Annotated in this window: 30 protein-coding genes and 1 pseudogene; 21 read left to right on the top strand and 10 right to left on the bottom strand. The window is 40.4% G+C overall.

Annotated features, from left to right (window positions below; translation table 11 throughout):
* Positions 1–301 precede the first annotated feature (301 nt).
* Complete coding sequence (locus tag MMY81_RS08545) at positions 302–550, bottom strand: hypothetical protein (protein ID WP_252312497.1); 249 nt, start codon at positions 548–550, stop codon at positions 302–304.
* Positions 551–740: 190 nt separating this feature from the next.
* Here MMY81_RS08545 and MMY81_RS08540 point away from each other — a divergent pair, with 190 nt between their 5' ends.
* From MMY81_RS08540 to MMY81_RS08495, 10 genes are all read left to right on the top strand, one after another.
* Positions 741–1,829, top strand: coding sequence for a hypothetical protein (locus MMY81_RS08540; RefSeq protein WP_252312496.1), 1,089 nt, complete (start codon positions 741–743; stop codon positions 1,827–1,829).
* A 142-nt stretch (positions 1,830–1,971) separates the two neighbouring features.
* The gene (locus tag MMY81_RS08535) at positions 1,972–2,889 is read left to right on the top strand and encodes a hypothetical protein (RefSeq protein WP_252312495.1); all 918 of its coding nucleotides are present in this window, start codon (positions 1,972–1,974) and stop codon (positions 2,887–2,889) included.
* Entirely contained in the window at positions 2,886–3,023 is a 138-nt protein-coding gene (locus MMY81_RS08530) for a hypothetical protein (protein WP_252312494.1), read from the top strand. Before MMY81_RS08535 ends, MMY81_RS08530 begins: the two co-directional genes overlap by 4 nt.
* A gap of 302 nt (positions 3,024–3,325) precedes the next feature.
* Positions 3,326–3,595 carry a hypothetical protein gene (locus MMY81_RS08525; protein WP_252312493.1) on the top strand — a complete coding sequence of 90 codons (270 nt, stop codon included), beginning with the start codon at positions 3,326–3,328 and terminating at the stop codon, positions 3,593–3,595.
* A gap of 190 nt (positions 3,596–3,785) precedes the next feature.
* Complete coding sequence (locus MMY81_RS08520; RefSeq protein WP_252312492.1) at positions 3,786–4,646, top strand: CPBP family intramembrane glutamic endopeptidase; 861 nt, start codon at positions 3,786–3,788, stop codon at positions 4,644–4,646.
* 32 nt (positions 4,647–4,678) lie between these two features.
* Positions 4,679–5,230 carry a TetR/AcrR family transcriptional regulator gene (locus MMY81_RS08515; RefSeq protein WP_252312491.1) on the top strand — a complete coding sequence of 184 codons (552 nt, stop codon included), beginning with the start codon at positions 4,679–4,681 and terminating at the stop codon, positions 5,228–5,230.
* A 62-nt stretch (positions 5,231–5,292) separates the two neighbouring features.
* The gene (locus MMY81_RS08510) at positions 5,293–6,459 is read left to right on the top strand and encodes an MFS transporter (protein ID WP_252312490.1); all 1,167 of its coding nucleotides are present in this window, start codon (positions 5,293–5,295) and stop codon (positions 6,457–6,459) included.
* 481 nt (positions 6,460–6,940) lie between these two features.
* The gene (locus tag MMY81_RS08505) at positions 6,941–7,078 is read left to right on the top strand and encodes a hypothetical protein (protein WP_252312489.1); all 138 of its coding nucleotides are present in this window, start codon (positions 6,941–6,943) and stop codon (positions 7,076–7,078) included.
* A 517-nt stretch (positions 7,079–7,595) separates the two neighbouring features.
* The gene (locus tag MMY81_RS08500; protein ID WP_252312488.1) at positions 7,596–9,020 is read left to right on the top strand and encodes an alkaline phosphatase; all 1,425 of its coding nucleotides are present in this window, start codon (positions 7,596–7,598) and stop codon (positions 9,018–9,020) included.
* A 557-nt stretch (positions 9,021–9,577) separates the two neighbouring features.
* Positions 9,578–10,363, top strand: a complete 786-nt coding sequence (locus MMY81_RS08495) for an SDR family oxidoreductase (RefSeq protein ID WP_252312487.1) — start codon at positions 9,578–9,580, stop codon at positions 10,361–10,363.
* Positions 10,364–10,465: 102 nt separating this feature from the next.
* Here the strand turns inward: MMY81_RS08495 and MMY81_RS08490 are convergent, their stop codons facing one another.
* Positions 10,466–11,908: a YfcC family protein gene (locus MMY81_RS08490; protein ID WP_252312486.1), complete on the bottom strand. Its 1,443-nt coding sequence runs from the start codon at positions 11,906–11,908 to the stop codon at positions 10,466–10,468.
* A 610-nt stretch (positions 11,909–12,518) separates the two neighbouring features.
* Here MMY81_RS08490 and MMY81_RS08485 point away from each other — a divergent pair.
* The 5 genes from MMY81_RS08485 to MMY81_RS08465 all read left to right on the top strand — a co-directional run bounded on the left by MMY81_RS08485 (position 12,519) and on the right by MMY81_RS08465 (position 15,741).
* Complete coding sequence (locus tag MMY81_RS08485) at positions 12,519–12,998, top strand: Na-translocating system protein MpsC family protein (protein WP_308215278.1); 480 nt, start codon at positions 12,519–12,521, stop codon at positions 12,996–12,998.
* 343 nt (positions 12,999–13,341) lie between these two features.
* Positions 13,342–13,593 carry a hypothetical protein gene (locus tag MMY81_RS08480; protein ID WP_252312484.1) on the top strand — a complete coding sequence of 84 codons (252 nt, stop codon included), beginning with the start codon at positions 13,342–13,344 and terminating at the stop codon, positions 13,591–13,593.
* 911 nt (positions 13,594–14,504) lie between these two features.
* Positions 14,505–14,840: a hypothetical protein gene (locus tag MMY81_RS08475; protein ID WP_252312483.1), complete on the top strand. Its 336-nt coding sequence runs from the start codon at positions 14,505–14,507 to the stop codon at positions 14,838–14,840.
* A gap of 20 nt (positions 14,841–14,860) precedes the next feature.
* Complete coding sequence (locus MMY81_RS08470; RefSeq protein WP_252312482.1) at positions 14,861–15,169, top strand: hypothetical protein; 309 nt, start codon at positions 14,861–14,863, stop codon at positions 15,167–15,169.
* A 305-nt stretch (positions 15,170–15,474) separates the two neighbouring features.
* A complete protein-coding gene (locus MMY81_RS08465) occupies positions 15,475–15,741 on the top strand; it encodes a DUF3892 domain-containing protein (protein ID WP_252312481.1) in 267 nt (88 codons plus the stop codon).
* A gap of 85 nt (positions 15,742–15,826) precedes the next feature.
* On the opposite strand, the gene MMY81_RS08460 is transcribed toward MMY81_RS08465, so the two are convergent.
* Genes MMY81_RS08460 through MMY81_RS33910 form a run of 3 tightly spaced genes read right to left on the bottom strand, consistent with a single transcriptional unit; the run spans position 15,827 to position 16,991 of the window.
* Positions 15,827–16,387, bottom strand: a complete 561-nt coding sequence (locus tag MMY81_RS08460) for a GNAT family N-acetyltransferase (RefSeq protein ID WP_252312480.1) — start codon at positions 16,385–16,387, stop codon at positions 15,827–15,829.
* 45 nt (positions 16,388–16,432) lie between these two features.
* Positions 16,433–16,879, bottom strand: coding sequence for a GNAT family N-acetyltransferase (locus tag MMY81_RS08455; protein ID WP_308215270.1), 447 nt, complete (start codon positions 16,877–16,879; stop codon positions 16,433–16,435).
* Entirely contained in the window at positions 16,860–16,991 is a 132-nt protein-coding gene (locus MMY81_RS33910; protein ID WP_308215269.1) for a hypothetical protein, read from the bottom strand. Before MMY81_RS33910 ends, MMY81_RS08455 begins: the two co-directional genes overlap by 20 nt.
* A gap of 133 nt (positions 16,992–17,124) precedes the next feature.
* On the opposite strand from MMY81_RS33910, the gene MMY81_RS35070 reads away from it, so the two are divergent.
* Positions 17,125–17,403 carry a DUF6366 family protein gene (locus MMY81_RS35070; RefSeq protein ID WP_374561540.1) on the top strand — a complete coding sequence of 93 codons (279 nt, stop codon included), beginning with the start codon at positions 17,125–17,127 and terminating at the stop codon, positions 17,401–17,403.
* Positions 17,404–17,628: 225 nt separating this feature from the next.
* Here the strand turns inward: MMY81_RS35070 and MMY81_RS08450 are convergent, their stop codons facing one another.
* From MMY81_RS08450 to MMY81_RS08435, 5 genes are all read right to left on the bottom strand, one after another.
* A complete protein-coding gene (locus MMY81_RS08450) occupies positions 17,629–17,994 on the bottom strand; it encodes a nucleoside/nucleotide kinase family protein (protein WP_252312479.1) in 366 nt (121 codons plus the stop codon).
* A 91-nt stretch (positions 17,995–18,085) separates the two neighbouring features.
* Positions 18,086–18,301: an Lrp/AsnC ligand binding domain-containing protein gene (locus MMY81_RS33905; protein ID WP_308215268.1), complete on the bottom strand. Its 216-nt coding sequence runs from the start codon at positions 18,299–18,301 to the stop codon at positions 18,086–18,088.
* Between the two features lie 13 nt (positions 18,302–18,314).
* Positions 18,315–18,497, bottom strand: a complete 183-nt coding sequence (locus tag MMY81_RS33900; RefSeq protein WP_308215267.1) for an AsnC family transcriptional regulator — start codon at positions 18,495–18,497, stop codon at positions 18,315–18,317.
* Positions 18,498–18,703: 206 nt separating this feature from the next.
* The gene (locus MMY81_RS08440) at positions 18,704–19,006 is read right to left on the bottom strand and encodes a GNAT family N-acetyltransferase (RefSeq protein WP_252312478.1); all 303 of its coding nucleotides are present in this window, start codon (positions 19,004–19,006) and stop codon (positions 18,704–18,706) included.
* Entirely contained in the window at positions 18,988–19,203 is a 216-nt protein-coding gene (locus MMY81_RS08435; protein WP_252312477.1) for a hypothetical protein, read from the bottom strand. The genes MMY81_RS08440 and MMY81_RS08435 overlap by 19 nt, the downstream gene beginning before the upstream one ends.
* Before the next feature lie 165 nt (positions 19,204–19,368).
* Here MMY81_RS08435 and MMY81_RS35065 point away from each other — a divergent pair.
* From MMY81_RS35065 to MMY81_RS08400, 5 genes and pseudogenes are all read left to right on the top strand, one after another.
* Positions 19,369–20,712, top strand: a pseudogene (locus tag MMY81_RS35065) (DUF2254 domain-containing protein).
* Positions 20,713–20,866: 154 nt separating this feature from the next.
* Positions 20,867–21,583: an alpha/beta fold hydrolase gene (locus MMY81_RS08415; protein ID WP_252312474.1), complete on the top strand. Its 717-nt coding sequence runs from the start codon at positions 20,867–20,869 to the stop codon at positions 21,581–21,583.
* Positions 21,529–21,786: an alpha/beta fold hydrolase gene (locus MMY81_RS08410; protein WP_252312473.1), complete on the top strand. Its 258-nt coding sequence runs from the start codon at positions 21,529–21,531 to the stop codon at positions 21,784–21,786. Before MMY81_RS08415 ends, MMY81_RS08410 begins: the two co-directional genes overlap by 55 nt.
* 135 nt (positions 21,787–21,921) lie before the next feature.
* Positions 21,922–23,979: a DUF2157 domain-containing protein gene (locus tag MMY81_RS08405; protein ID WP_252312472.1), complete on the top strand. Its 2,058-nt coding sequence runs from the start codon at positions 21,922–21,924 to the stop codon at positions 23,977–23,979.
* Between the two features lie 23 nt (positions 23,980–24,002).
* Entirely contained in the window at positions 24,003–24,500 is a 498-nt protein-coding gene (locus MMY81_RS08400) for a P-loop nucleotide/nucleoside kinase family protein (protein ID WP_252312471.1), read from the top strand.
* The last annotated feature ends 75 nt before the right edge of the window (positions 24,501–24,575 follow it).

Here is a 24,575-nt window from a genome sequence, read left to right as displayed (position 1 = left end):
ATGAAATAACCGCGCTGCCTATAATAAACAATCCTAATATAGACCAGGCCACCCCATCCCAGTCTCCAACGTATAATCCTTAAATGGCTGTCAGGATTCCAATTCCAGTAGCTGTAAGTGAAGGGATGTAAAGCATTCTTCGCAAAGCATGTTTTTTATATAACGTTACGGAAAGAAAAAGAAGAAGAATACATTCTATGACACCTATATAAAGAAATATTTGAGGACCATTCATCTATTCACCTCCAATCTTATGCAATGCTCCTATTGATTATGTTTTAACATGGGTGTTGATTCTTTTTTATGGCTCACTTATCCCCATAGCAAGCAGCAGTAGAAAAGCAACACTGAGCCCAGTCAAATTCAAAACCATTCCGGCAAACAGCCACCACTTGTTTTTTGATAAAGCTGCAAAAACCAATCCGATAATCGAGAAAATGCTTAATAATTTAATCACTGCATATATATCTGAATGGGGACCGCGCATTATATAAAAAGTGGCGAAACTAACAGCTGCCATTAAGAAAGATAGCAATCCAAATTTACTCATGATAAACCTCCTCGACGTCCTATGGTTCAAACCTCTGTCACTATAACAACAAGTCTAATAGAAAAGAGAGTATCAAAACCATCATATAATTCTCATATTTTATGTAAAAAATAATAAGAAAAAGAAAAATTTACCTTTGTTTATTCTTATTTGATAATCTGAAATCAGCATACTTTGGTCATTTAGTGGAGTGAACATCTTAAAGGAGGTTCCTTATATTAGAAAAAGATGGATTATTTTTGCTGTTCTCTTTTTAATTGCTGTTGGTCTCTTTTTTTGGTTCATTGGATCGTCCCGCGCTCCGGAAGAAGCGTTAGGTTTCACAGGAGAATATGCTATTAGTGAAAACGATGATCGTTTAGCGTATGTCATAAATACGGATAAGGGGCATGAAGTGTATGTTCGTTCAGAGGACCAAAAAGATGAAATGATCTATCAGTCTGAAGAGCAGATGGAAATAACGACACCTTTATTTACAGGGGATAATCAAGTTATGTTTGTAGAAACAACAGGAGCGCCGGACGAACCACCTGGGGAACAGAAATTTCAACAGGTATTTAGTAATATTATTTCTGTCGATATAGAAAATGCAAATACATCTGTTCTTTTGGAGGCGAGGGGATGGATCACGACCATTCTACAGGAAAATCCTGACGGTCCGATCATTGTAGATGGCGTGCTGGTAAGCACAGAGGAAGAACCGGAAACAGGATTTCAATCCTATGAATCCAGTTTGTTTACGCTGGACTCTGACAAAGAGCTGGAGCGTATTCACACCTTTGATGCATACTCTCCCGGTTCATTGCAGTTGGTAGACAATGGAGACAAGCTGCGGATGGTTCTGCCGGATGATTATGAGGGTGTTAGTCCTGAATCAATGTTTGAAGCTACAGATCGTATATACGAAATGGACATTGAACAGCCTGACCAATTGGAGGTGCTCTCAAAGGAATCGAGTGATGTTCCTATCAGCTCATTTATCACGCTGGACGATAACAACGAACTGATCTACCAGACGATTATGAATTGGGAAGCGGATGAAAATTACGAATATGATCTTGTGGAATATGACGCTGCGGCTAAAGAAGAAGGAAGCCGACTTTATGTAGACGGGGATATTTGGCCGTCGTCCCTTCAGTATCATGATGGTGATATCTATTATGCGAAAAGAACCAGAGACAGCATGAGTCGTAATAAATTTGCGCTTTACCACTATGATAGACATGCAGAGAAGAAGAGAAGATTACCTTGTCAAAATGATAAATATTCCGAATTTTAAATGTAGTTGATTTGAAAAGAAGCTGCCGCATTGTGAACAGCTTCTTTTTTTAATAAACCTTAGATAGGTTCCAAAGTTTATATGCTTATTTTTTAGTGAATAGAATAATGTACCATTAATTTACATAAAAGGGGTATTCAAGATGAGAAAAACACTGGCAGCAGCATTAGTAGGCGTGTTCGTTTTATCAGCCTGCGGGCCAGAGGAAGAAAATAGTGAAACGTCTGGTGAAACCAATGAGGAAGAACAGGAAGAACAGGAAGAACAGGAAGAAACAACAGCTAACGAGAATAGGGAACAAGAGCAGGATGAATCCACAAACCAGGAGACTGATGACGAGAATAATTCCGAAAGTCAGGAAAATCACAACAGTACATCTGACGAGAATACTTCAGAAGAAAACGAAGGGGCCGGTAATACGGAAAAGGAACAACAGAAAGCGGAAACGGAGGACACCAGCAGCGGCGATAACGAGGCATCTGAAGAGGATGAATCCACTAATGAAAACAATCAAGAAGGTGAAATTGCCAAAGTCGAGGTTTCAGGAATTGTATTTGACTATATTGAAGGCCACGAAGACTTTGACGCAGAAGAAGTTAAACTCATGGTAGAAGATAGAGAGGAAGAAGAGAACGTATACCATGCCCAGGTGTTCACATTTGGACCAGAAGATGCGGAGCGCCAGGGAACTCAAACGCTGCGTTGGTATTCGATTGATAAAATGTCCGGAGAAGTGAAAAACGAAACCCCGGGCATGGAAGAAGAGAACGAGGAGAACGAAAATGAGACATCGGAAACAGAAATAACTCTCAGTGAAATTGCATCGATGAGCCCGGAAGAAAGAGAATCTCATCACCGTAATCTTGCTGCAGATGAAGAACATGTAATGGACCGTGTCTACGATCAATTACTGCTTCCGGGGATACATGAAAATACCAGATCTTATGAAGGCAGAGTCGGCCCGGAAGAATCTATTCGATTTGAATTTCCTAATGCAGAAAATTCAACTGATCGAACGATCGCAGAGGCAGACGTAGAGGAGGAGGGTATTACAGGATGAATATGTCTCAGTACGAGTTCTCCGACGGGGAAGAGATTATTGTTCGTATTTCAGGAGGATATCCGCAGGAGCAGGTGTTTGAACTACCCGTCTATGAAGAGGAAGAGGATAAAGAAATTATTCGGGTAAGATAACCCTCGAATGTACGATTTCTCAAACAGAAAAGGAGAGAAGAGGCTTTTGAAGACATAGCTGGTGTATCCCCAAAGTTAGTTTTAAACTCAAAATTTTAAGGTACATCACCAGTTTTGTTTACCTCTTTATTATCCTTCAATATGAAAATAAAGGTTTTCTCAAATAACTGTTGGACTATCAAGAATTGAAAGAGGAGGAGAAGAGAATTTGAACGATCAGCCTAAACGAAACAAAATCTGTCGACCTCCTAAGTCTTTAAAAGTGAATGAACAACAAATCTTGACTGAATAGAGGAAACCTTATGCATGAACGAACGATTGGTTCGATCGGTCTGGCAATACTTTCTATCTATCTGCTTTTTCATTTTTTCTTTTCGATCACATCTGCCGGCAATGAAGGAATTGCCGTCTTTTTTCCTTTGATAAGCGGTCCTATTGGTTTCGCGTTGGCATGGAAGGTTTATAAAGAGAAAGGTCATCGGATGGCGTTAATAGGAGCACTAGTAAACGGTGTTCTTTTTTTCTTTCCATTTTTATATATGATGTTGGGCGCCGTGATTTTGGGTGTGTAAAATATGATGAAGAGAGCCAGGAAATGAATAAGTGATTTATTCGTTCCTAAGAGCACGAGATTATAAACATAATGAAAAGGTTTTGATATTAGCTATTATGTAATTAATTTATATAAAGTAGTTCCTTTTTTTACCATAGATGTGGTAATTTTAATTAATACAGCTGTGTTAATTAAATGAGGGGGGCGCTATGAAAAGATATAAGTCGTACACCTGGATCGTCTGGATGACCCTTACAGTAATTATTATGTCAGCAATATGGCTTATTGTCCGTACCAATGGAATGATTGAAACCAGTGCAGACTATGAGGAACTCACGTCTTTTTTTCAGATATGGATCGTTGTTGGTCTTCCTGCATTATTCCTTTATCTGCTCCCGAAACATATAGCTTTAAACAATCCATTTTCCCGGTCACCTATTAAAACACTACGATTACAAACAGCCATTCTATTTATTATGGGACTGCTATTTCTAATTGCAATGGTGCTGACACCTGAAGAATCTGTATTTGATTACTTTTACTTATATAAACTGCTTTTCCTTTTCATTATTCCTCTCATTATCATAAAAATAATACCAGCACCTCATATGAATCAATCCTATGCGAAGCCTATGCAATGGTTGTATCCTATGCTTGTAACGGTTTTATGGATCTATATGTATTTCTTAAGTCCATTATCGCTGACAAGTAATGCTGATTATGAGATGGGTCTGCTGTATTTATTCATTGGAGCTGCAGTTTCCTTTTTATTAAATAGCGTTTTAGAAGAACTTTTTTATCGTGTATGGCTGCAGACAAGATTGGAAGTTCTGATAGGAACCTGGCCGGCCGTTTGTACAACCGCAATGTTGTGGGCTCTCTGGCATATCGCAATACAAGGCGGCAGCTCTTTGGACCTTGCGATAACAAATGCTATAGTCTATCAAGGCGTAATTGGACTATTTTTAGGATTTTTATGGGCAAAGTATAGAAATGTTTGGGTCTTGATTCTCATTCATGGACTAATGAACTTTCCAATACAAATTATTACGCGAATATTTGGGGGATAGCGATGCCAAGACTGGTTGATCATGATAGGAGAATGAGAGAGATTGTTAGTTACGCCTGGCAATCGATAGTAAATGAAGGTTCAAAAGGCGCAAGTATCAGAAAAATTGCGAGTTTGGCTAATATGACGCCGGGGCAGATACGTTACTATTTCCCGGTTCATTCTGAGTTGTTAAAAGCAGTTATGGATAAAGTCACTCATAAGGTAAGAAAACGAATTGAAGTTATTCTAAAGGATGAAAGCCTATTAGTTACTGATCGAGTGGTGAGCAGCCTGCTTGCTGTTATACCGTTGGATGAAGAGCGATATGCGGATATGGTCGTTTGGATGGCCTTTAACTATGAGCTGCATTTGCAAAATGGCCCAGTAGTGGAAGATGATATAGAGCTTCTCATAAAAAAGTGTATGGAATTGTTTAAGCAGGAGAAGTTATTGAATGAAAAGGTGGATGAAAAACTGTTGATTACCCGAACTTATGCAATGATCGATGGTATAGCCATGCACATTCTTTTTAAAAAAGGTAATATAGACCATGATATAGTTGAAACATTAATTAGAAAAGAAATTGATTCATGGATAAAGTAAATAGAAAATTTTAGATTAGAAGGGAACGAAAGACGAGGATTTCTTTCGAAGGTCACTATACTATGAATTCACATGTTTATTTACTGGCGGTGTCGGCGTTTATTGTCGGCATGGTGGAACTAATTGTCAGCGGCATATTACCAATTATCGCGGAGGATTTATCGGTGTCCATTGCGATTGCCGGGCAGCTGATTACGATATTTGCCCTCGTTTTTGCCGTGGCGGGACCATTGCTTTTGTCGTTTACATCCAATGTAGAGCGTAAAAAAGTATATATGTGGGCACTTGCCGTGTTCGCCATTGCTAATGTTGGTGCAAGTCTGGCTCCAACGTTCACCATGCTGATGGCAGCTCGTTTTGTAACGGCAGCCAGCGCGGCGCTGATTATAGTACTCGCGCTTACGATGGCGCCGAAGCTTGTGGAAGCGAAATACCGCTCCCGCAGCATTGGAATCGTAACAATGGGCGTCAGCTCGGCGCTCGTGTTGGGAGTGCCGCTCGGCGTACTTATCGGTGAAGCATTTGGCTGGCGGATTATTTTTGTTTTAATCGCCGTATTATCAGTGTTGATAGGAGCCATCATGCTTCGCTTTCTGCCGCGTATGCAGCCGGTTCAGGTAGTCACGATCGGCCAGCAGATCAGTTCGCTTAAGGATATCAAAATTGTAGGCATTCACAGCGTAACGCTGCTCGTTCTTGCGGGGCACTACACGTTATACGGCTATTTTAACCCGTTCATGCAGGAAACCATGGGACTGAATTCATTCTGGATCAGCGCTATATTTTTCATCTTCGGAGCAGCCGCGGTCTCCGGCGGAGGCGTGGGAGGCTGGTTGACCGACCGATTCGGCTCTAAAAGAATGTCGCTCACGTTCATTGCCTCGTTTGCGGTCATTTTATTCATTCTGCCGTTTACGACAAACTCGATGCCGCTTTTTATCACGGCAGTGATCATCTGGGGCATTCTCAGCTGGTCGATTGCCCCGGCACAGCAGAGCTATTTGATCGCAGTTGCACCAAAAACATCAGACATCCAGCAGAGCGTTAACACCTCAGCGCTTCAAGTCGGCATTGCACTTGGATCAATTCTTGGCGGCGTTGTCGTAGAGCAGGCAGCTGTCGTGACCACTTCCTGGGCCGGCAGTGCGCTCGTTGTGATCGCTATGGCAGCTGCGCTGCTAGTGTATCGAGCGCCGCGGGCGCAAAAGAAGGAAGCGGAGCTGTATTAACGGAAGATGCTCTGTGTAGAGGTATCCAGCATGTGAATCATTGTTGCTAAATGTACGTTTTAAGAGAGGTCAATCTATATCTATTCACCAAACTTTTAAAATGTATATATTCCTTTGAAGCGTATGTACGGTACACAGGTTAACAAAAGGAGAAACGTAAAATGAAATTCTTAGCCCATAGAGCTCCATTTTTTATATTAGGAACCGTTTTTATAAGTTTTCTTATTACTATACTTTCAAACAATGAAACACTCATTACTGTAGTAAATGTGATGAGTGTTTTACTTATCTTACTTTTGTATATAAGCATCTCTAAGTATCCAAAATCAGAAAGAAATTGGCTTTCTGATAAACGATAGCTGGGTGGCTGCTTCCTATCGCAAATATTTAGGTGTACGGTTATTCGTCGAATTTATTCCAATAGATAAATCAACGATAAGAACCCAGGCGTTTACTGATTAAAAAAGGTGGGGATTCTGACATGGATTTTTTTATAGAAATAATGCCTATCTTACTGCCAGTGATTATTGTGAGCGGCATCGCATTATTTGTCATTAAACAGATGAAAGATAAACAGGAACGAGGGAAGCTCGGCAGAAAAGAGGAAGATCCTTTATAAAAAAGTGGAAACTAGAATCAAATAAGTAGAGAAAGCGCCTATCCAGAAAGAATATATTAACATTCCATAATTATTCTTTATAAAAGGAAGTATGATATCGCGTTCGCCAAATGGGGTTATTACATATATTGGATTGTTTTTACCGCAAAGGTAGGATCCTAGATTGATTAGAAGTACTATGGCTACACTATGCTAAGTGTTAATATCATTCTTCTTTTCATGTATGATTTATTTTTCTGTTTTTGTTGCCTTTCTTCGATGGGGTTGATTTCATGTTTAAAAATAGTATCCACTCCTCATTCTACTGATTTGATTATTCTTTTTCCTATTTTTAATATTAACTGTTAGTATACGTAAAATTTGTTAATTATTCTAATATTTATAATTCATGAGGTGAATCCATTAAATACATGGTAAAAAAATTTTGATAATGTTGACAGCTTCCATAAGCTCATTTATCATTGAATGAAATTTCAAAAAATAACAAAAATTATGAATTATTAACAGGAGGGTCAGCATGTATTTTTCAAAAAAATTAACCGTAGGGTTTCTCGCGGGAATGGTTATCAGCTCAGGAAGCCTTCTTCATGCAAGCGGATCAGTTAATGATAACGCAAATGAAAATGGAGTCGAACACAGCAGTGAAAATGCTAAGGAAGATGTGCCGGAAAATGTGATTGTAATGGTTGGAGACGGCATGGGAATGGGGCAGATGGAAATCGCTTCTATGCTTGAATATGGCAAAGAAGGCGAACTGTTCATGGAATCGCTTGAACATACAGGCATGACCAGCACATACTCCGCTGATAACAATGTAACTGATTCAGCCGCTGCCGGCACCGCAATCGCAACCGGCACGAAAACAAACAATGGAAGCATCGGAGTCGATGAGAACGGCAATGAAGTAGACAGCATTTTGGATCATTATCAGGACGATGGAAAAAAGGTGGGCGTTGTTTCCAATAATACGGTTACAGACGCCACTCCGGCATCATTCACTACAAGCGTGGCTGACCGCGGAAGCGAAGAGGACATTGCGATGCAGCAGTACGAAGAAGGATATGATGTCCTTCTTGGAGGCGGCGGTGAATTTTTCGGGGCAGATGAAGAGGATAGTGAAGGCAGGCTCGTGGATGATTTTCAGGAAAACGGCTATGAATATGCAACTACTGAAGAAGAACTCAAAGAAGCTGGAACCCCGGATAAACTGCTCGGCCTATTTAATGATTCGTACATGAACTATAAAACGGACAAAGACGAGGTCGAAAGCGAAGAACCGTCCCTCCAGGCTATGACAAAGTCTGGGCTGGACGTACTTTCACAGGGCGATGACGGCTTCTTTATGATGGTCGAAGGCGCTCGGATTGACCACGCGGCCCACGCGGCTGACGCTACCGGTGTGTGGCAGGAAATGATCGAATTTGATCAAACAGTTGAACAGGTCGTTACCTGGGCGGAAGATCGCGATGACACGCTCGTCGTTGTACTTTCCGACCATGAAACGCTTGGAATGTCTGCGACAGAAAATATGGATGTGGACAGCCTGAAAAACATTGAGGTATCTCCAGAATATATGGCCCAGCAGCTTGAGACCCAGGAGGGTTCTGATGAATACACCGATGAAAGTATTCAGCAGGTATTCTCGGAATACGCAGATATTGATATAACAAACGAAGAATTAGAAACATTCCGTGCGAATATTGAGGACGATGAAGGGGAGGTATACCCTGAATATCAGGTGGGCTGGGAAATTGGCTCCATCATTGCGGATCACAATAGTGTAGGTGCTCTCGACACCGAAATACGTGCAGAGAGTGATACCGGCGGGCACACCGGGGAGATGGTTCCAGTCTTTGCTGCCGGCGCCGGCAGTGAGCACTTCACTGGTTATATGGACAATACGGACATTAAAGGGCTTATCGAAGAAGCATCTGCTGAGTAAAATCGGCTGCGGCCACGGTAATAGCTAAGCAGTGATGCATCATTTCCATCTAAAAAGGCCGGCCGGAGAAGCAGCTTCCGCACCGGCCTTTTTCTATGCCTAAGATTCTTCCGCAGTGTCCAGAGCCGCCGTTTTTGCTTTATCAATTTCTTTGTACATATGAGGGAAGGTAACTACGAATGAGATTTGGGGAGAGACTTTAACGACAGTGGGGATGATCATTTTTCTTACAACTGTAATTATTAATATGATCAATTCTGATTAAGCACCCTCAGGTCAAATTCAATTCATTGGTAATATTGGTATTGGAGTGGCATTCATAGGTCTTATTTTGTCTGCCATATCTTAATATCTTATATTACAAATAAAGGAAAATGGTTATCTATTTGTTTATTAGCATCTTTAAAACGGTATTATATTATTTGTATGAATAGAGCTGGTTTTCTTTTCGCCTGATAGGGGTAAGTTTTTTAGTTCATCCTTTTTTATTTTCAGCAAAAAATATAGGTAAAGTAAAAACAAATGTGTAATTATAAAACCAAATGGAGGTCAATCAAATGAGTAAAAAAATCTTTTTTACCGGAGCTGGAACAGGACTGGCGAAAGGAGCGGCTTTGGGACTCGCTAAAGAAGGCCATCACGTTATCGCATCGGTAGAAAACCACCCTCAGGTTACGTCGTTAAGGGAAGCTGCAGCTAAACAAAACGTAGAGATGGAAATATTTAAAATGGATATTACAAACCCGGCTGACCGAGAGAGAATGCATCGGTATGATTATGATGTGTTTGTCGCAAATGCTGCCGTAAATGAAGGAGGCCCGCTGGGAGAGGTACCAATGTCAGCGTTTCGAAATCTATTCGAAGTGAATGTTTTCAGCACCCTGGAAACCGCTCGAATAGCAGCTGCTCACTTTGTAGAAAAACGCAGCGGCAAACTCATATTTATGTCTTCTATGGCCGGGGTAATGGCATCTGAATACACAGGACTCTATGCCGCTTCAAAGCATGCGCTGGAAGCCATCGCAAAATCAATGTATCAGGAAATGAAGGAGTTTAATGTACAGGTAGCAACCATTAACCCAGGTCCCTTTTCTACGGGATTTAATGACCGGGCGGTGGAGGAAAAATGGGAATGGTACGATGAAGAAATACATTATACACCAAAGGAAAAAATGAAGGAAAAAGATCAATCCATGGCAGATCAATATGACCCGGAAGACATGATTGCTGAGATGGTAAACATTATTCCGAAACATTCTCATAAGTTTAGGACCGCTTATCCGGACAAAACAGCAGAAGCGATGAGAGAGGAAGAAAAAGACAACTGGGAAAAAGAAATATAAAAATTATAGGTAGACCATGTAAAAGCCTTTCTCCAGTGAGAGAAAGGCTTTTTAATATATCTATGTGATTGGAATAACTGTAAATAGAAAACGTAAGTCGATTCAGCCGTTCCACTGCATGATCTGAGCTGCTATTAAGAAAATCATAGCGATACCCATCCAGATGAGAAGCAGCGGAAAATAAAATTTTACCCATTTATGCCAGGGTACCCCTGCAAGAGCGAGGGTGGCCATAAAGTAGCCGGATGTAGGGAAAATGATATTACCCAGTCCGTCTCCCAGCTGATAAGCAAGTACTGATGTCTGCCGTGTTACCCCAAGAAGGTCTGAGAGAGGAGCCATAATGGGCATAGTGACGAGTGCCTGTCCGCTCCCTGAAGGCACGAGAAAGTTGAAAAAAAACTGGATAATAAACATACCGACAGCACTTAGGATAACCGGCATGCCAACTACCGCTGTGCCCAGTCCATGAACAATAGTGTCCATGATTTGTCCATCCTCCATCACTACAGCTACCGCTCTCGCTACACCCACAATCATCGCGCCTACGAGCACATCTCGAAACCCTTCATTAAATCCTTCGCACACCTCGGTTGGTGTCAGTCCCGCAATCATACCGACTACGATACCCATGATAATAAACAAACCGGCCATTTCAAGCATGAACCAGCCTTGGGCAAGTACCCCATATACGAGGATGCCAAAGAATATGAAAATAAAAAAGGAAGCAATTTTTTGACGGGTATGAAAAATATATGTTTTTGTATCATCTGTATGTAGATACAACGATCGTTTTTCCGTATCTTCTTCATAGGTTAGACTCATTTCAGGCTGTTGTTTTACTTTTCTCGCATATTTGAGTACCCAAAGACTGCCAATCACAGTCAAAGTAAGAAACAGGGCAATACGCACGCCCAGTCCTGAATAAAGCGGAACATCTGCAACCTGCTGCCCGAGTCCTGTATTAATAGGGTTTAAAAAACCGGCTGTGAATCCTGCCGTTGTTGCGATTAACGCAATTGCTGCCGCGGTTACCGAGTCATACTTTAATGCAATCATTAATGGTAAAATAACAGGCACATAGACAAGACTGAGTTCCTGAGTGCCTATCAGGCTGCATATAAAAGCAAAAACAAACATTAGTACGGGTACAATTGCCAAACTTTTATTTGAAAATCTCCTGGTTAATCGATCAACGGCTATTTCAATAATGCCTGTGTTGCGGATTACCATAAACATACCGCCGATAACAAAAGTGAAAAACACTACTTCAGCTGCAGCTACCAGTCCATTAGGCACAGCGAGCATAAAATCAACGAGGCCTATTGGATCAGAAGCAATCTCCTGATAGGAATCAGGATCAATCATCGTTCTGCCTTCCGGTCCGGGTATTTCTTCAAACGAACCGGCAGGCACTATGTAAGTAGCAAGCGCTGCTAAAGCAATAAAAATAAATAAGATTACGTAGATGTGCGGCATTTGAAACTTCTTCTTTTTTTGCGGATACGACTGCTGTGCATCCATCTTTTCAGTACGTTCTTTCATCTTATGTCCACCTTTATATGAATTTCTTACGTTTTATACTAGTGACTCAAGAGAAAGAGTTCATTGGTCAATTTGAATAAACATCTCAATTTTATTCATGCATAATAACTAATTTAATATTGTGTTCATTGAGGTTTCGCAGATACATTTAGCAGATAATATAACAAAGAGCTTTACCGGATCCAAAATTTCCACAAGACGACAAAGAGACTGCTCCATTTAAGAAGAGTCTTTTTTTATATTTTAACTATGGTGCTCTATTAAAAAATACATTTCAAAATTTTATTTAAGTTCACTTGTGTCTTTGTATTTAAATGAATCTAACTGGCTTTCTTGATTCGTATGGGAAAAGAGTTCACTGGTATATACTGAAGGCGAAAGGGACAAACAAAGGTTCCTTCTCATTAAAATGACCACATGTCTGTTTCCCCGGGGAGCAGGCATGTGAGCTTTTTTGTTTAGAGACTTTTAGAAAAGGTAAAAGTAACAGAGGCTCTTTTTTTGAAAGGGGGACGCCTTGAATGCATTTAGCCGAAGAAAACGAACAGCAGGCATCAAAACGATTAGGAAAAATGTTTCAAACACAGTTTGGGAAAGGCCCTGAGAGCATATATGTGATGATTACCCCCCCCCTTTTGTAACGATTCATTTACAAGGGTTTCTAGCACCTATGGAAGAGGTTTTACTGCAGCAGGAAAAGCAGCAGCAGCTAGAACAATTACGCGAACAGATGATGATTAAAGTTCTCCCTGTTATCCAGCAGATTGTGGAGGAAGAAACGAACGAAACGGTTCTGGACATGTACTATGATTGGAATTTCCGGAAGAATAAGAAATGTTCTGGGATGGTTTGGATTTCGCTGGATATTTCTCCGAAACAGTTGAATAAGTTTTCCTGGCCCAAAGAATTAAACGAGAACATGTTTCGCCGTGAGGTTATTGCGCTTAGCAAAAAAGCGCAGAAAGAACCTGATGAAACCAATCTGTATTGGCTAAACCCGCGATTGATTTTAGTCGAGCGAATTGGCATATTTGTTGAAATTGAAAATGCATTGATCGAGCAAAACTATGGGGAGACCTTAAAATTGTAAAGCGGCCTCTGGAAAAAAATTTATTTGCTAAGCATGTGTTGGAAAGCTTGTTACAGCGGACGATTCAAGAAACATTTGTCGACTGGCATTTTCAGAAAGATAGAGGATATTTACTGATCAGTTTAGAGAACCCCAAAGAAAATCGAAAAAAATGAGAAGAGAAACCAATAATGCTTTGAGATAGAAAAGAAAGTACGATACAATAAAAAAGTAAAAATTGCGGCCGAGCCGCACTATACACCTAAGGTATAGGTAGCAAACAAGAACGTTTGTTGTCCAAGCCACATCTCCTTCCCAGGGTAGATGTGGCTTTTTTCATGATACATACTAAGGAGGGATGATCATGACATTATTGGCTTTTATCTATATTGTTGCAAATAATGAAGTATTAGTGGGAACGGAAACAGAAATTAAAAGACTCACAGGAAAAATAACGGAAAACTTGTTTAGTGAAGTGGAAGAATTGGTAAAGGCCCTCCAGTTTTATCGTTCTCAGGAAATAATTATCACGTTTATTTCTTATCCTTCCGCTTTACGACTGGAATGGGAAAAAGATGTTAGTATTTTAGAAAAAACCTCCATCTATTTAAAATGATACTAATATGGACGCTAAGTGAAAATAACAGATGATTTATGATTGAATTTTCTATAAGTAGGGAATTGTTCTTTATATAAGCACCAAATGTACGGCGCGGCCGTTCTATAAACCTATGGTATGCGACCAGCAAACAAGGAAGTTTGTTGTCCAAGCCACACCGCCTTCAGAAGGCAGGTGTGGCTTTTTTTATGAACAACGACCAAAAAGGAGGAAACGATCATTCAACAAAAAGAGCTGCAGATGATGAAAAAAATAGATGAATACATCGGGTATAACATTTCTCCTGTTCTTTTTCATCATTCTGTTCATGTGTGGATTTCTATATCCAATGACAATAAAACCTATCTTCATAATCTTATCTATCAGTTACAGCAAAAGAATTTAATTTCTGTTGTTATGATTCCAGAACCGATGGGGCATTCTCATTATATGCAATTAACATCGACACCAAACTACAGCAGTTAGCCAAGAACATCATCTAAGAGAAATGCATTAAATCTTTTAATTAAATGAAATGAAGACAAAAGACATCTTATTTAAAATCGAATTTATTATTTGAATATTCCGCAATAAAAAAGCCCTGGAATGGATTATTACGATCGTCTCCTTTCTGCCAGTCTTGCAGGAACGACTTCATTTGCTTATTAAAACAAAAAAAATCAGATACCGTTCCTCCTCATTCCATTAATTTATATTGAATCTAAAAACAACACGATGATAGAAAGAGAGGGAGCAGCATGAACAGCTTAACAACATATATGGTTATAGCATTTATTGTCCTTATTATCGTAGGTCTTGGCACTTTCATCCTGATGAATTGAACTACAGCGTTGGTCCTTATATCGATAAGGGAAACCTGGTTCACCTGTTTTTTAGACATGACTTATAAAAAGAAAGGGGGAGAGAGCATGACTGTGAAGCCCAAGTCAGCCTTATTCTTGGAAAACGGGGTTGTGACGTGTGGAATCATTTTGATGCATTTTAAATATCCTCTCATTTCTAAAAGAAGAAAAAACAAAGCAATGAAGAGTGCTTTAAATGAACGAGAAGCCGGGGACAGTCCTCTTGGTAAGGTAGTCTTTGCGATTCAAGACGCCCTTGAAACAAATTCCCCCTATGAACTCATGATAGAAGGAATAAGATATACGTTTATTTTAGAAAAAATACGCAGAAAAGAAACTGATGATCGAGCATTTTTTGTTGCAACGGGTCATTTAAGTCAGAAAAAACATTATGCAAATTAAAAAGAAAAGGAGAAATGATCGTGATGAAAACTAGTGAAAGACTAACGTTGAACATTAGTCTGGAGAAAAGGCACGGGGAACAGCAGACAGCTGATCATATTTATGGATTCGTTTTTCCTTATTATAGTTGGAAAAAAAGGTACGGGAAGGTTCACAAACAGGATCAAATGATCTTCTATATAAAAGATATAGACGGGAGCGTGCTGCACACCTGGAACATCACGGATATCTGGCGTAATGATTACTTTGTCATTCATCCCCGCTTTGAGAAAAATGTGCCGGAAGACATGAAAGAAAGTCTTGAACGGATTTCCATTAAATTTGTGTAATGAAGCTATTTCTTAACAGGATAACAAAAGTAATGTGAACGAGGAAAAAAGATTGTATATCTTTGGAAAAAATGTGCTGAAGGAAGGACTAAACGTTCTGACGAGATAGAAAACACAAAAAAAGACTCTAGGAGTAAAGTATTCCTGGAGCTTCTTCATGTGAACGAGAAATACATAAAATTGATTCTCCCGTCATATTCATTTTTGTTCGAGGCTTCCTTTAAACTAAAAATAGGAAAAATACGTTATATTTTTTATTTTCAGGGTAAAGTTTCCGAGCGTCACCAAATTAGGAGGTAATATGTATGACAGAAGTAATTGCAGTACACCTTGAGGATGAAAATCAGGGGGAAGCCGGTATTAATGAAGTAAAACTTGCGGGAGGCTCTACAAAATCTGTTTCCCAGGTAGTTAGAGAAATAGATGGAAATGCGCAAAGCTTTTACTATACATTGGAAAATAAAAAAGCAGATATTGTTTCCGTAAAAAATTCAGGAGATTCTGGAAAGCATATAAGAACCAGTCAGGATGATGAAACAGGGAATAATTTATTAGAGTTGGAACGTTACTAATCAAGCACTAGAAAAAGGCCACCCTAGAGGTGGTTTTTTTATATTATTCTCCCCGATATTTTCAGATTAAAAGTAATGTGTTGCCTTAAAAGTCATCATTTAGTAGGGAGAATATTTTAGTATCCCGAAAGGTTCCCTTTATAAATTCATTTTTTCTCAGAAGCCCTTCATATTGCATACCAAGCTTTAACATCACTTTCTCAGAACCAGGGTTATCAATATCACAACGGCCCTCCATACGATTTAGCTGGAGAGTATTGAATCCATATTTAATTACCTCATTACCTGCTTCCGTAGTAAATCCAGAGCCCCAGTATTGTCTATTTAGTACATAGGCAATTTCTGCCTTATGATGTTCATTCGACCAATCAATTAGTGAGCACGTACCGATAACTTTCCCGCTCTCTTTATGTACAACGGCCCATTCTGCGCTTAACCCTGAATCGTAGCCTTTTATTACTGGTTTCAGGAAGTTGGTTAACGTTTCCTCTTTTGATCCATTTGTTTCCCATGTCATATGATAAGCGACTTCCGGGTCGGAAGAAAATTCAAAGATATCATCGACATCAGTTAATATTATTTTTCTTAATAAAAGTCGGTCGGTTTCCAATACCGGAATTTCTTTTAACATATCCTCTATTTTCATACATATCCTCCTATCGTATTCATATCTTTTCCTCATAATATTATTTCAGTTGTGAAAAGTCTCCCATTCGCTTTTTAATATTCCCATCTTTACTGCATCAAAATATTCGTTGTTTACTATTCGAGCCTGGCGGATCCTTGCTTCTTCAACCATTCCGGATTTTTTTGCTGCTTGTATCATTCTTTTATTCCCGGACCAGGTGGAGATGCCTAATCGATGGAGGCGGGTTTCTTTAAATAAGTATCCGACCCATAAATAAAAGGCTTCACTGCCGAAACCGCCATTCCAATAGCTGGAATCATAAACGACAATCCCAATTTCCAGCCACTGGGTAGCTTTATCAACCCAATAAGAACTGACATAGCCTATGGGAATATTATTCACTTTAATAACGAGAGAATGGGGAACGGAATCGATGATGTGATGAGGATGATACCAAGTATTGAAATATTCCTGTTCTGTTAACATCTTTTTATTGAATATAGGGAGCATTCCACTTTTTAGCTTCTTGTTTCTTCTCTTCGTATTTCCAAAAATACAGCGCTTTAATATCCGATTCTGTTGGTTCTGTTAGTGTTATTAATGTTCCATTTAATTGCGTCATCTCTAGAACTCCCTGAATGTATGATATGTAGAAGGTGATTTACTTTGTTTTTTGACAAAAAAGCAATATTTGAGTTATTTTCAGTGGTTATTGTATAATATGAATTTATAATGATATTTATCAATTAAAGGAAATGTATGTTTTTATACGTGGGAATCCTAATTATAAAAAGAACATATTGCTATACATCTGCGATTACATAAAACGCATATATAGTATAGAAAAGAGGGATACTATCGGTTCTGAAGATAAAAGACTGAAAGAGTATAAAAATAATCCCGGAGCCAATGCAAGAGATGCTTTTGAACGTTCTCAGACTGGAGGAATATCAGAAGTTTCCAGCAGCATGGGGCCAAAGGGGATTTTATTATTAATTGTAGTGGCTTTCATATTGTATTTACTATTTGGTTAAAATGATTGGTTTATTAGTTATTTTTAAGATGAATCTGCTCAACTTATTGTAAAATCTTTTTTATTTCGGTTCCGGCTGTCTGTACGGATTTATGCTCTGTATAAATAATATGATCAGCCAGCTCTCGATTCATGGCATGTTCAACAAAATAATCATTAATATCCAGTACAGCCGGGTTTTGTGTGCGATGTAAAAGCCGCTCATGCAGGATACTTTTAGATTTTTCTATATCCGGAGAGGGAGGAGGAGAAACACTTTGGCAGCATGTAGTGCTTTTTTTACTACAGATGCACTGCCTTGTTCCTCTTGTACCGAGTGGCCGGCCCCAAAATCATGAATATGACCTGGAAAATCTTCGAGAACCCGCTTAACCGCATGGGCTTCAAAAGGTTTCCAATAATGATATACACCGGGAAATCCTTCCTTTTTTCTTATCTGCTCTTGTATTTTTTCACTAAATCCTAATTCTTTATAATAGGTAAAACGAATAGTGTCCATGCAACAGAGAGGACGTTGCAGCATATCAGCTAGTAAAGCGGAAACTGTACTTTTCCCACTGCAGATAGGACCGATTATTATTACAGCACTCATAGTAACCTCCTCTGGACTTTTCTAAGTAAACGATAATGAATGAGAGAAAAACGATTCTTTTCAATTTAAAACGCTTAAGCAGCATGAACATCTAATATGTAAAACTATCCTTGTACTGTTTGAGTTCGACGTTCACATCGATATCGATAATTCCGTCCAGAGCGGCCAGATCTGTATTAATAAATGAGACTAGATCATCATTTTCGGAAAAATAAGCCTGCAGCATCAGATCATGGGTACCGGAAAAAGCACCGACAAAGCGTACGGCATCAAAAGCCTGCAGCTGTTCAGCTATTGTATCCTGCATTCCAAGCCTGGTGTTAATACCTAAAATCGCCTGGACGTCCAGACCTATTTTTTTTCGGGTCTGTATGGATCACGTACTCAAAAACCTCGTCCTGCAGCATTTTATTTATTCTGGAGCGCACCGTACCTTCGCTGACGTTTAGAGATCGAGCAATGGCTGAATAAGATTCCCGCGCATTCTGTTTCAAATAGTACATAATGGATTCATCTGTTTGATCTAAGGGAAAGGCATTCGTTGACACTTCCTTTGCAGAGTATTAAGTGAATTTTAACATAAATTGCCACTGTTTCGATCGTACGAATACTGATTTAACGTGATGCTGCAGCTAATATTCTACAGCTGCGAAAGTGATCACCGCATCGAATTTCTTAAAAAACAACCATCATAATATGTTTTTCCTTTCTATAACTCCATATACATTAAATCCTCATCATAGTAACGATTATTGTAAAATAAAGCTCGAGGCTCCTGTCCGTATTTTTGAAAACCAACATTTGTATAAAAGCGTTTGGCTCTTATGTTGTCAGAAACAACGGTTATATGTAATATTTCCAGACCGGGCAGATTTTTAGCATTTGTTATTAGATATTGAATGGTTTTCTTAGCTGCGCCGGAGCCTCTGTATTCTTCCTCACAATATACAGCTACTATAATCCCCTTATGTTTGAATTTATCGACAGAACGCCTTATAAAGAAGCGGTGCAAATCAATTTATTTTTGTCAAAACAACCTACCGTAAATTGGTTCGGTGAATGCTTCAAACGTTCTTCGAATTTTTTTAAAGGGAGATTAATTTCTCTATCATATGTAGAACCAAAAGCTGTTGGGTCGGTCTGCAATCCTTTTATTCGCAGCTCACGAAAATCATAAACATCGTTTATATTCAAAAATCTTATAGTCATTGTCGTCCCCGCTTTCTTATTAATGATGATCTTTATCTATGAGTTAAGAAAGTATATGTATTAAATTAACATATATTTACTTTTAAAAAAATTCACTTTGTAAGAATACATGGAAATAATGGTTATGCAAAATATTAATATAAGGTAAACCCAATGCATTGCTGAATGATTTCCTTTACAATAGACGGATTGCACGTTAGAAAGAGGAGGGAAGTCATGAAGCACCAGAGATGGTACATAAAAATCAGGGATAAATTTTGGTTTATCCCAGGGTGCTACGCCGTACTCAGCTTAATTATCGTCATTGGAGCTTCTATTATGGATCAGCAGGTGCTTCGGCCGATTTATAACAATGTTCCAGCCATGCTTTTGGTTACGGATAATACAGCGACTTCGATGTACAGTGCCTTGGTAACAGCATTACTGACGCTGACGACGATCAGCTTTTCATCGATTATGGTCGTACTGACGACATATTCCACCCAGTTTACGCCACGGGCTCTGCAGGACTTCATGAAGAGTCCAACTACACAGCATACGCTCGGCTTTTACATTCGGCGTTCTGTTTACTCTCGTGAACATGCTGCTTTTTTCGAGCGAAGGCAACAACCAGATTCTTATGCCGATGCTTACCGTCCTGGTTGCACTATGCTGTCTGGCTTTTTTTATTGTCTTTATATACCACTCCACCCAGTGGCTGCAGGTCAATCATCTAATCAGCCATATCCGCTCCGATGCTTCCAAAGTTATCGCAGAGACGTACACGTATAAAGGGATAGATGGCTTTAGCGAATGGAACAGCGATTTCCGTAAGGGAAAAGAAACTATCATTTACGCTGAACGCTCAGGCTATACGAACATGGTCAAAATGAAAGAGCTGATCTACTGGGCGAAACATCAGGAAGGCGTGTTCGAGAGCCTGTTTCATGTTGGCGATTATGTGCACCGCGGAGAGGCTCTGTTCCGATCCTGGTCAAAGCATGATATTCCGCCTGAGAAATTAAGAAGTTTTCTATTAGTGGAGAAGAAAGAAGCAATGATCAGGATATCGAGTTTTCGATGCAGAAAATTGTAGAAATTGCGCTGCGGGCGATTTCGCCGGCCATTAATGATCCCCATACAGCGGCAAATTGTATCAATCGTATTGGGGCATTATTATCCGAACTAAGCCATGTCCACACGAACGATCAGTATTTTACGGATGATGAAGGGCAGCTGCGTCTGGTGATGCCCGTAAAGCCCTATAAAGAATATTTGTACAAAAGCTTTTACCAGATCAGGCTGTATGGCCAGAACGATATTTCTGTTATGGGAGCGTGTGTAGAAGCGTTGACGATGCTCATAAAAACAGGAAACCATCGTGTGCTTCAGGAAGTAACGTCTTTTTCCCGCTATATGGAAGATGCGGTAGCTGAAGAACAGCTCGCCGACTGGGATAAAGAATACTGGCAGGAGCGCGTGCAGGAAAAAGAGAATGCCCTGCATCAGGAACGTACGAAAACCACGTAAAACAGCAGCGCTTTCCAATACGGAAAGCGCTTTTTTATAGGCAGCATTTTTAAAAGCCCTTATACTAAAAGAAGAGCGGATAAATTAACTTTTTTGAAAGCGTTATCTTTAGTTTATACTGCCTCTGTAAAAACAGAACAAGGAGCTGAATAAGATGGCTGAAATGTATGATCATAATGGACACCCTGTAAAGCATGGCAGAGCGAGAGTGAATGGAATTCGAATGCACTATGTCACGGCAGGAAAAGGAGAGCCGCTGCTGCTGCTTCATGGGACACCAAAAACCCACTATTACTGGTATAAACTTCTTCCTTTATTAACCGAACATTTTACGGTAGTGGCTCCGGACCTTCGTGGGTTTGGCGATACGGACAAGCCGCCGGCTGAAGAAGGGTACGACTCGTTAACGAATGCAAATGATATGGCAGAACTCATGACAGTCCTGGGACACGAGCTTTTTTACCTGCACGGGGAAGACCGCGGAGCAGAATTTGCCTATGCCTTGGCGGCCAGTTATCCAGAACGTGTGAAGGCACTGTCTTTTGCTGAAATGCTTCTATCTGGACAGGGTCTGGAAGAATGGTCGAACTTCACGCCGGAAAATGTTTCCGCTCAATACAACTTGAAAGGCGTATGGCTCTGGCATATCCCATTCTTTTGGATTCCCCATATTCCTGAGATGCTGATCAGCGGACATGAGCGTGAATTTTGGGAGTTCTGGATCAAGCAGGAAACGTGGAACCCTAATGCTATTACGAATGAGGCACTTGATGAATGGATTGCAAAACTGACGGCTCCGGGAGGACTGAGGGATGTTTGGAAACGTACCGGGCCGGTCTTAAGAATGCAGAAATTAATGAGACTCTCTTAAAAAAGAAGCTGGATCTGCGCATCCTTACTATTGGAGCTCCTGAATTTTTTGGTGAACTGGTGGAAGAACAAATGAGACATGCGGCAGAAAATGTGGAGCGCGCTGAGTTATTTGAAGAATGCGGCCACAGCCTGGCTTTGGAAGCTGAGGATAGACTGGCAGCCGTGTTAAAAGAGTTTATGCTGAATAATAATTCAAAATAATAATTTTCAAAAATTAATTTCAAAAATTATCCAATGAAAGGAATGCTGAAGTATAATAAGCATATCTTGAGACATCACGAATACAATTATAAGTGGAAAAACATACACACTGGACAGGGTGGAGAGGAAGCTGCGATGAGAACGAGGGAAGCTGGAATGATTCAATGGACGTACGTGTTAGGCATGGCTTTACTTATTGCTGCGGCTTTGGTTTATATGGAGAGCTGGTGGTATTTATTTGATCGGGTGGAGCAGGCAGGTGTTGTATTTGGTTTTCTTTTACTGCTTTTCGTGCTGGCCTATCTCTGCCGGAAAAAATATCCTTTCTTCAGTAGATTGAGCTTATTGGCGGGGTTTATCTGTCTCGGTCCTGCTATCGCACTGATGGGAACCATTTACCATTCCCAGGCAGAGAGCTGGTGGCTGCTGTTCTTCTGGCTGCTTCCCGTAATGATCGTAACGCTTCAAGTAAAGATGCGATCCCTGCTCGTGCTTCGATTTCTGCTGTTTCAGGCGCTTCTCTGGACCATTATTTTCCCGGTTTATTATAACTGGCCGGAAACGGGCACACTTATAGGTCTGCTGGCAGCGTCGGCTGTCAACGCATTTATCTATTGGTGGAGTCTAAAAAAAGGAAAAGATATTTTGCTGCAGCATGCCTGGTTTACTGCTGTTCTTTGGTTTCCATTCTGCGGTGCGGTGCGTTATGTGCTTCCGGAAGTGGAGGTGTTCGCAGCCGCAGCGTATCTTGCCATTCTTGCAGCGTCCTTCTATATATTACGCCACAGACCAGCTGCGCTTAAAATAACAATTGTATTTACGGGACTGTATGCTTTTCAGTTCCTGTTTATTACGATGATGGATATTTACAGCGGAGCCGTTTTTATTATTATTTTTCTCTTTGCTGCCGGGGCTGTCTACGGCAGCGTGAAACTTATTTCTTCGTTTGCGAGACGCGGCCGGCGCATGCAGTCTAAATTGTTTTTTCTGCATACGGTGACCCTTGTAGGGGCATTAATAGCGGCCGGCGCCTTCAGCGGTTTTCTCGGCCTGTTTATATTGGAAGCACTTTCTGCTGTGTTGTTTGTGAGCATTCTGGTTCTGTTCAGTTTTGTGCTGTGGAAAAGAAAGCTCGATTCCTTTTTATCGCAGGCCATCGTATTCTTCAGTATGATTCAACTGGTAGTTTTGAGCGCAGATGCGGCTGTCTGGCAGATGCTTCCTCTGCTCGCGTTGACCGGATGGATTTGGCTGCATGACGATCGTCCTTTTTACCGGATCGTTGTATATGGATTAGCTAATGCGGCACTGCTTACCTGGCTTTTCTTGTTAGTGGAAAACACGCATGCCGTGGTCTGGACGGCTGCTATTTTGAATATCCTGATTGCTGCAGCAGGATACTGGCAGCTTTCCATTCGACTGCTTTATCCGCTCGGATACCTTGCGGCGCTGCTGCTTTTGTTTCAAGTTCCCTATACCGTAATGGATATGAAGCTTCTCTACTGGAGCTACCTGCTCGGCTACTTTTTGCTGCTTACCGGTCTGCTCTATATTCAGGTGCGGCAAAAAGACAGCATCGCTGTCACCATCACGGCCATACTTTGGTTTGTTTTTCTTTTTACCCAGTATGTTGATCTCTTCTGGACGTACGTTCATCTGGCATTTTCTTTATTCCTCCTCGGAGTGGGATTTCTCCTCACTGCGTATATGCTGGAAAAGAAAAAGCAGCCCTTGTTAAAAGAAGAACCGCTGCGTTTAGGGAAACTGGCGGCTGCTGCGGTGCTGCTTGCTGCAGTGATTATCCTGATCCCAGCCGTTCAAAAAGAAATGGCATTACAAAACGGAGAGACACTCTGGCTGGAGGTGGAAGACTACGGGCCGGGGTATAAAGATGCAGAAAATCAAGCGTATATAAATATTTATGACGGAACGGACGAGGAAAACTTCCCAGCAGGGAGTTATGTTTACGCCCAATTAGAGGAAACAGGAAATAACAGTTATCGGCTGTTGGATATTAAAGCGAATAGAGAAGAAGCAGGATCTCCTTCTCTTCGAGGCAGAATGAATAGCTGGAACGGGACAGAATTCGGAATTGATTCGTATCCCGCACCCGAAGGTGAAATCAGCCATGTTCTTCTACGGATAGGAACAGACGGTGTGGCGGTAATAGAGGATGTGCGGTACCGCCAGTAAAATATGTCAGGAGGTTCCAAAGGATGAAACAATCGGGGACGCTTTACTTTTTCTGTGGAAAAATGGGGGCGGGGAAATCAACGAAGTCAAAACAACTAGCAATCGATAAAGATGCGGTTCTGTTATCTGAAGATGAATGGCTCACTTCTCTTTATCCAAATCAAATCGAAGTATTTGAGGATTATTTAAAATTTTCGATGCTGATCAAACCGTTAGTGAAAAAACACGTTCAAAATATATTAAATGTTGGTACAAATGTAGTAATGGATTTTCCAGCAAATACGCAAAAGCAGCGAAAGTGGTTTTTGGAGATAGCGTCAGATGTCCGTGCCGCTCATCAGCTGATGTTCCTTAATATAACGAACGAGCAGTGCCTGCGTCAGATTGAACAAAGGCGGAACGAACAGCCTGAAAGAGCAGATTTTGATACGGAAGCGGTGTTTATTCATGTTACTACCTTTTTTGAAGCACCAGAAGCATCTGAGGGTTTAAATATTTTAGAGTGTAGTATAAATGAATAACAGGGAGAGGTTTCAACCAGCGTCGCCATAATGGAATAACACATCTATAATTATAAAAAAGGAACTGCCCTTTTA

This window comes from Sinobaca sp. H24 (assembly GCF_023845525.1).
Note: the sequence above shows the minus strand (reverse complement) of the source record. Positions and strands in the feature narration are given on the sequence as shown.

Bases quoted from the DNA above. Each gene is read 5' to 3' on its own strand.
- MMY81_RS08475 (WP_252312483.1), top strand. From the start codon at position 14,505: ATGACTGTGAAGCCCAAGTCAGCCTTATTCTTGGAAAACGGGGTTGTG.
- MMY81_RS08515 (WP_252312491.1), top strand. From the start codon at position 4,679: ATGAGAGAGATTGTTAGTTACGCCTGGCAATCGATAGTAAATGAAGGT.
- MMY81_RS08450 (WP_252312479.1), bottom strand. From the start codon at position 17,994: ATGAGTGCTGTAATAATAATCGGTCCTATCTGCAGTGGGAAAAGTACA.
- MMY81_RS08405 (WP_252312472.1), top strand. From the start codon at position 21,922: ATGAGAACGAGGGAAGCTGGAATGATTCAATGGACGTACGTGTTAGGC.
- MMY81_RS08510 (WP_252312490.1), top strand. From the start codon at position 5,293: ATGAATTCACATGTTTATTTACTGGCGGTGTCGGCGTTTATTGTCGGC.
- MMY81_RS08400 (WP_252312471.1), top strand. From the start codon at position 24,003: ATGAAACAATCGGGGACGCTTTACTTTTTCTGTGGAAAAATGGGGGCG.
- MMY81_RS08460 (WP_252312480.1), bottom strand. From the start codon at position 16,387: ATGAAAATAGAGGATATGTTAAAAGAAATTCCGGTATTGGAAACCGAC.
- MMY81_RS08520 (WP_252312492.1), top strand. From the start codon at position 3,786: ATGAAAAGATATAAGTCGTACACCTGGATCGTCTGGATGACCCTTACA.
- MMY81_RS08480 (WP_252312484.1), top strand. From the start codon at position 13,342: ATGACATTATTGGCTTTTATCTATATTGTTGCAAATAATGAAGTATTA.
- MMY81_RS08525 (WP_252312493.1), top strand. From the start codon at position 3,326: ATGCATGAACGAACGATTGGTTCGATCGGTCTGGCAATACTTTCTATC.
- MMY81_RS08545 (WP_252312497.1), bottom strand. From the start codon at position 550: ATGAGTAAATTTGGATTGCTATCTTTCTTAATGGCAGCTGTTAGTTTC.
- MMY81_RS08500 (WP_252312488.1), top strand. From the start codon at position 7,596: ATGTATTTTTCAAAAAAATTAACCGTAGGGTTTCTCGCGGGAATGGTT.
- MMY81_RS35070 (WP_374561540.1), top strand. From the start codon at position 17,125: ATGTATGTTTTTATACGTGGGAATCCTAATTATAAAAAGAACATATTG.
- MMY81_RS08530 (WP_252312494.1), top strand. From the start codon at position 2,886: ATGAATATGTCTCAGTACGAGTTCTCCGACGGGGAAGAGATTATTGTT.
- MMY81_RS08435 (WP_252312477.1), bottom strand. From the start codon at position 19,203: ATGACTATAAGATTTTTGAATATAAACGATGTTTATGATTTTCGTGAG.
- MMY81_RS08535 (WP_252312495.1), top strand. From the start codon at position 1,972: ATGAGAAAAACACTGGCAGCAGCATTAGTAGGCGTGTTCGTTTTATCA.
- MMY81_RS08505 (WP_252312489.1), top strand. From the start codon at position 6,941: ATGGATTTTTTTATAGAAATAATGCCTATCTTACTGCCAGTGATTATT.
- MMY81_RS33905 (WP_308215268.1), bottom strand. From the start codon at position 18,301: ATGCAGGATACAATAGCTGAACAGCTGCAGGCTTTTGATGCCGTACGC.
- MMY81_RS08455 (WP_308215270.1), bottom strand. From the start codon at position 16,879: ATGCTCCCTATATTCAATAAAAAGATGTTAACAGAACAGGAATATTTC.
- MMY81_RS08465 (WP_252312481.1), top strand. From the start codon at position 15,475: ATGACAGAAGTAATTGCAGTACACCTTGAGGATGAAAATCAGGGGGAA.
- MMY81_RS33910 (WP_308215269.1), bottom strand. From the start codon at position 16,991: ATGACGCAATTAAATGGAACATTAATAACACTAACAGAACCAACAGAA.
- MMY81_RS33900 (WP_308215267.1), bottom strand. From the start codon at position 18,497: ATGTACTATTTGAAACAGAATGCGCGGGAATCTTATTCAGCCATTGCT.
- MMY81_RS08490 (WP_252312486.1), bottom strand. From the start codon at position 11,908: ATGAAAGAACGTACTGAAAAGATGGATGCACAGCAGTCGTATCCGCAA.
- MMY81_RS08495 (WP_252312487.1), top strand. From the start codon at position 9,578: ATGAGTAAAAAAATCTTTTTTACCGGAGCTGGAACAGGACTGGCGAAA.
- MMY81_RS08415 (WP_252312474.1), top strand. From the start codon at position 20,867: ATGGCTGAAATGTATGATCATAATGGACACCCTGTAAAGCATGGCAGA.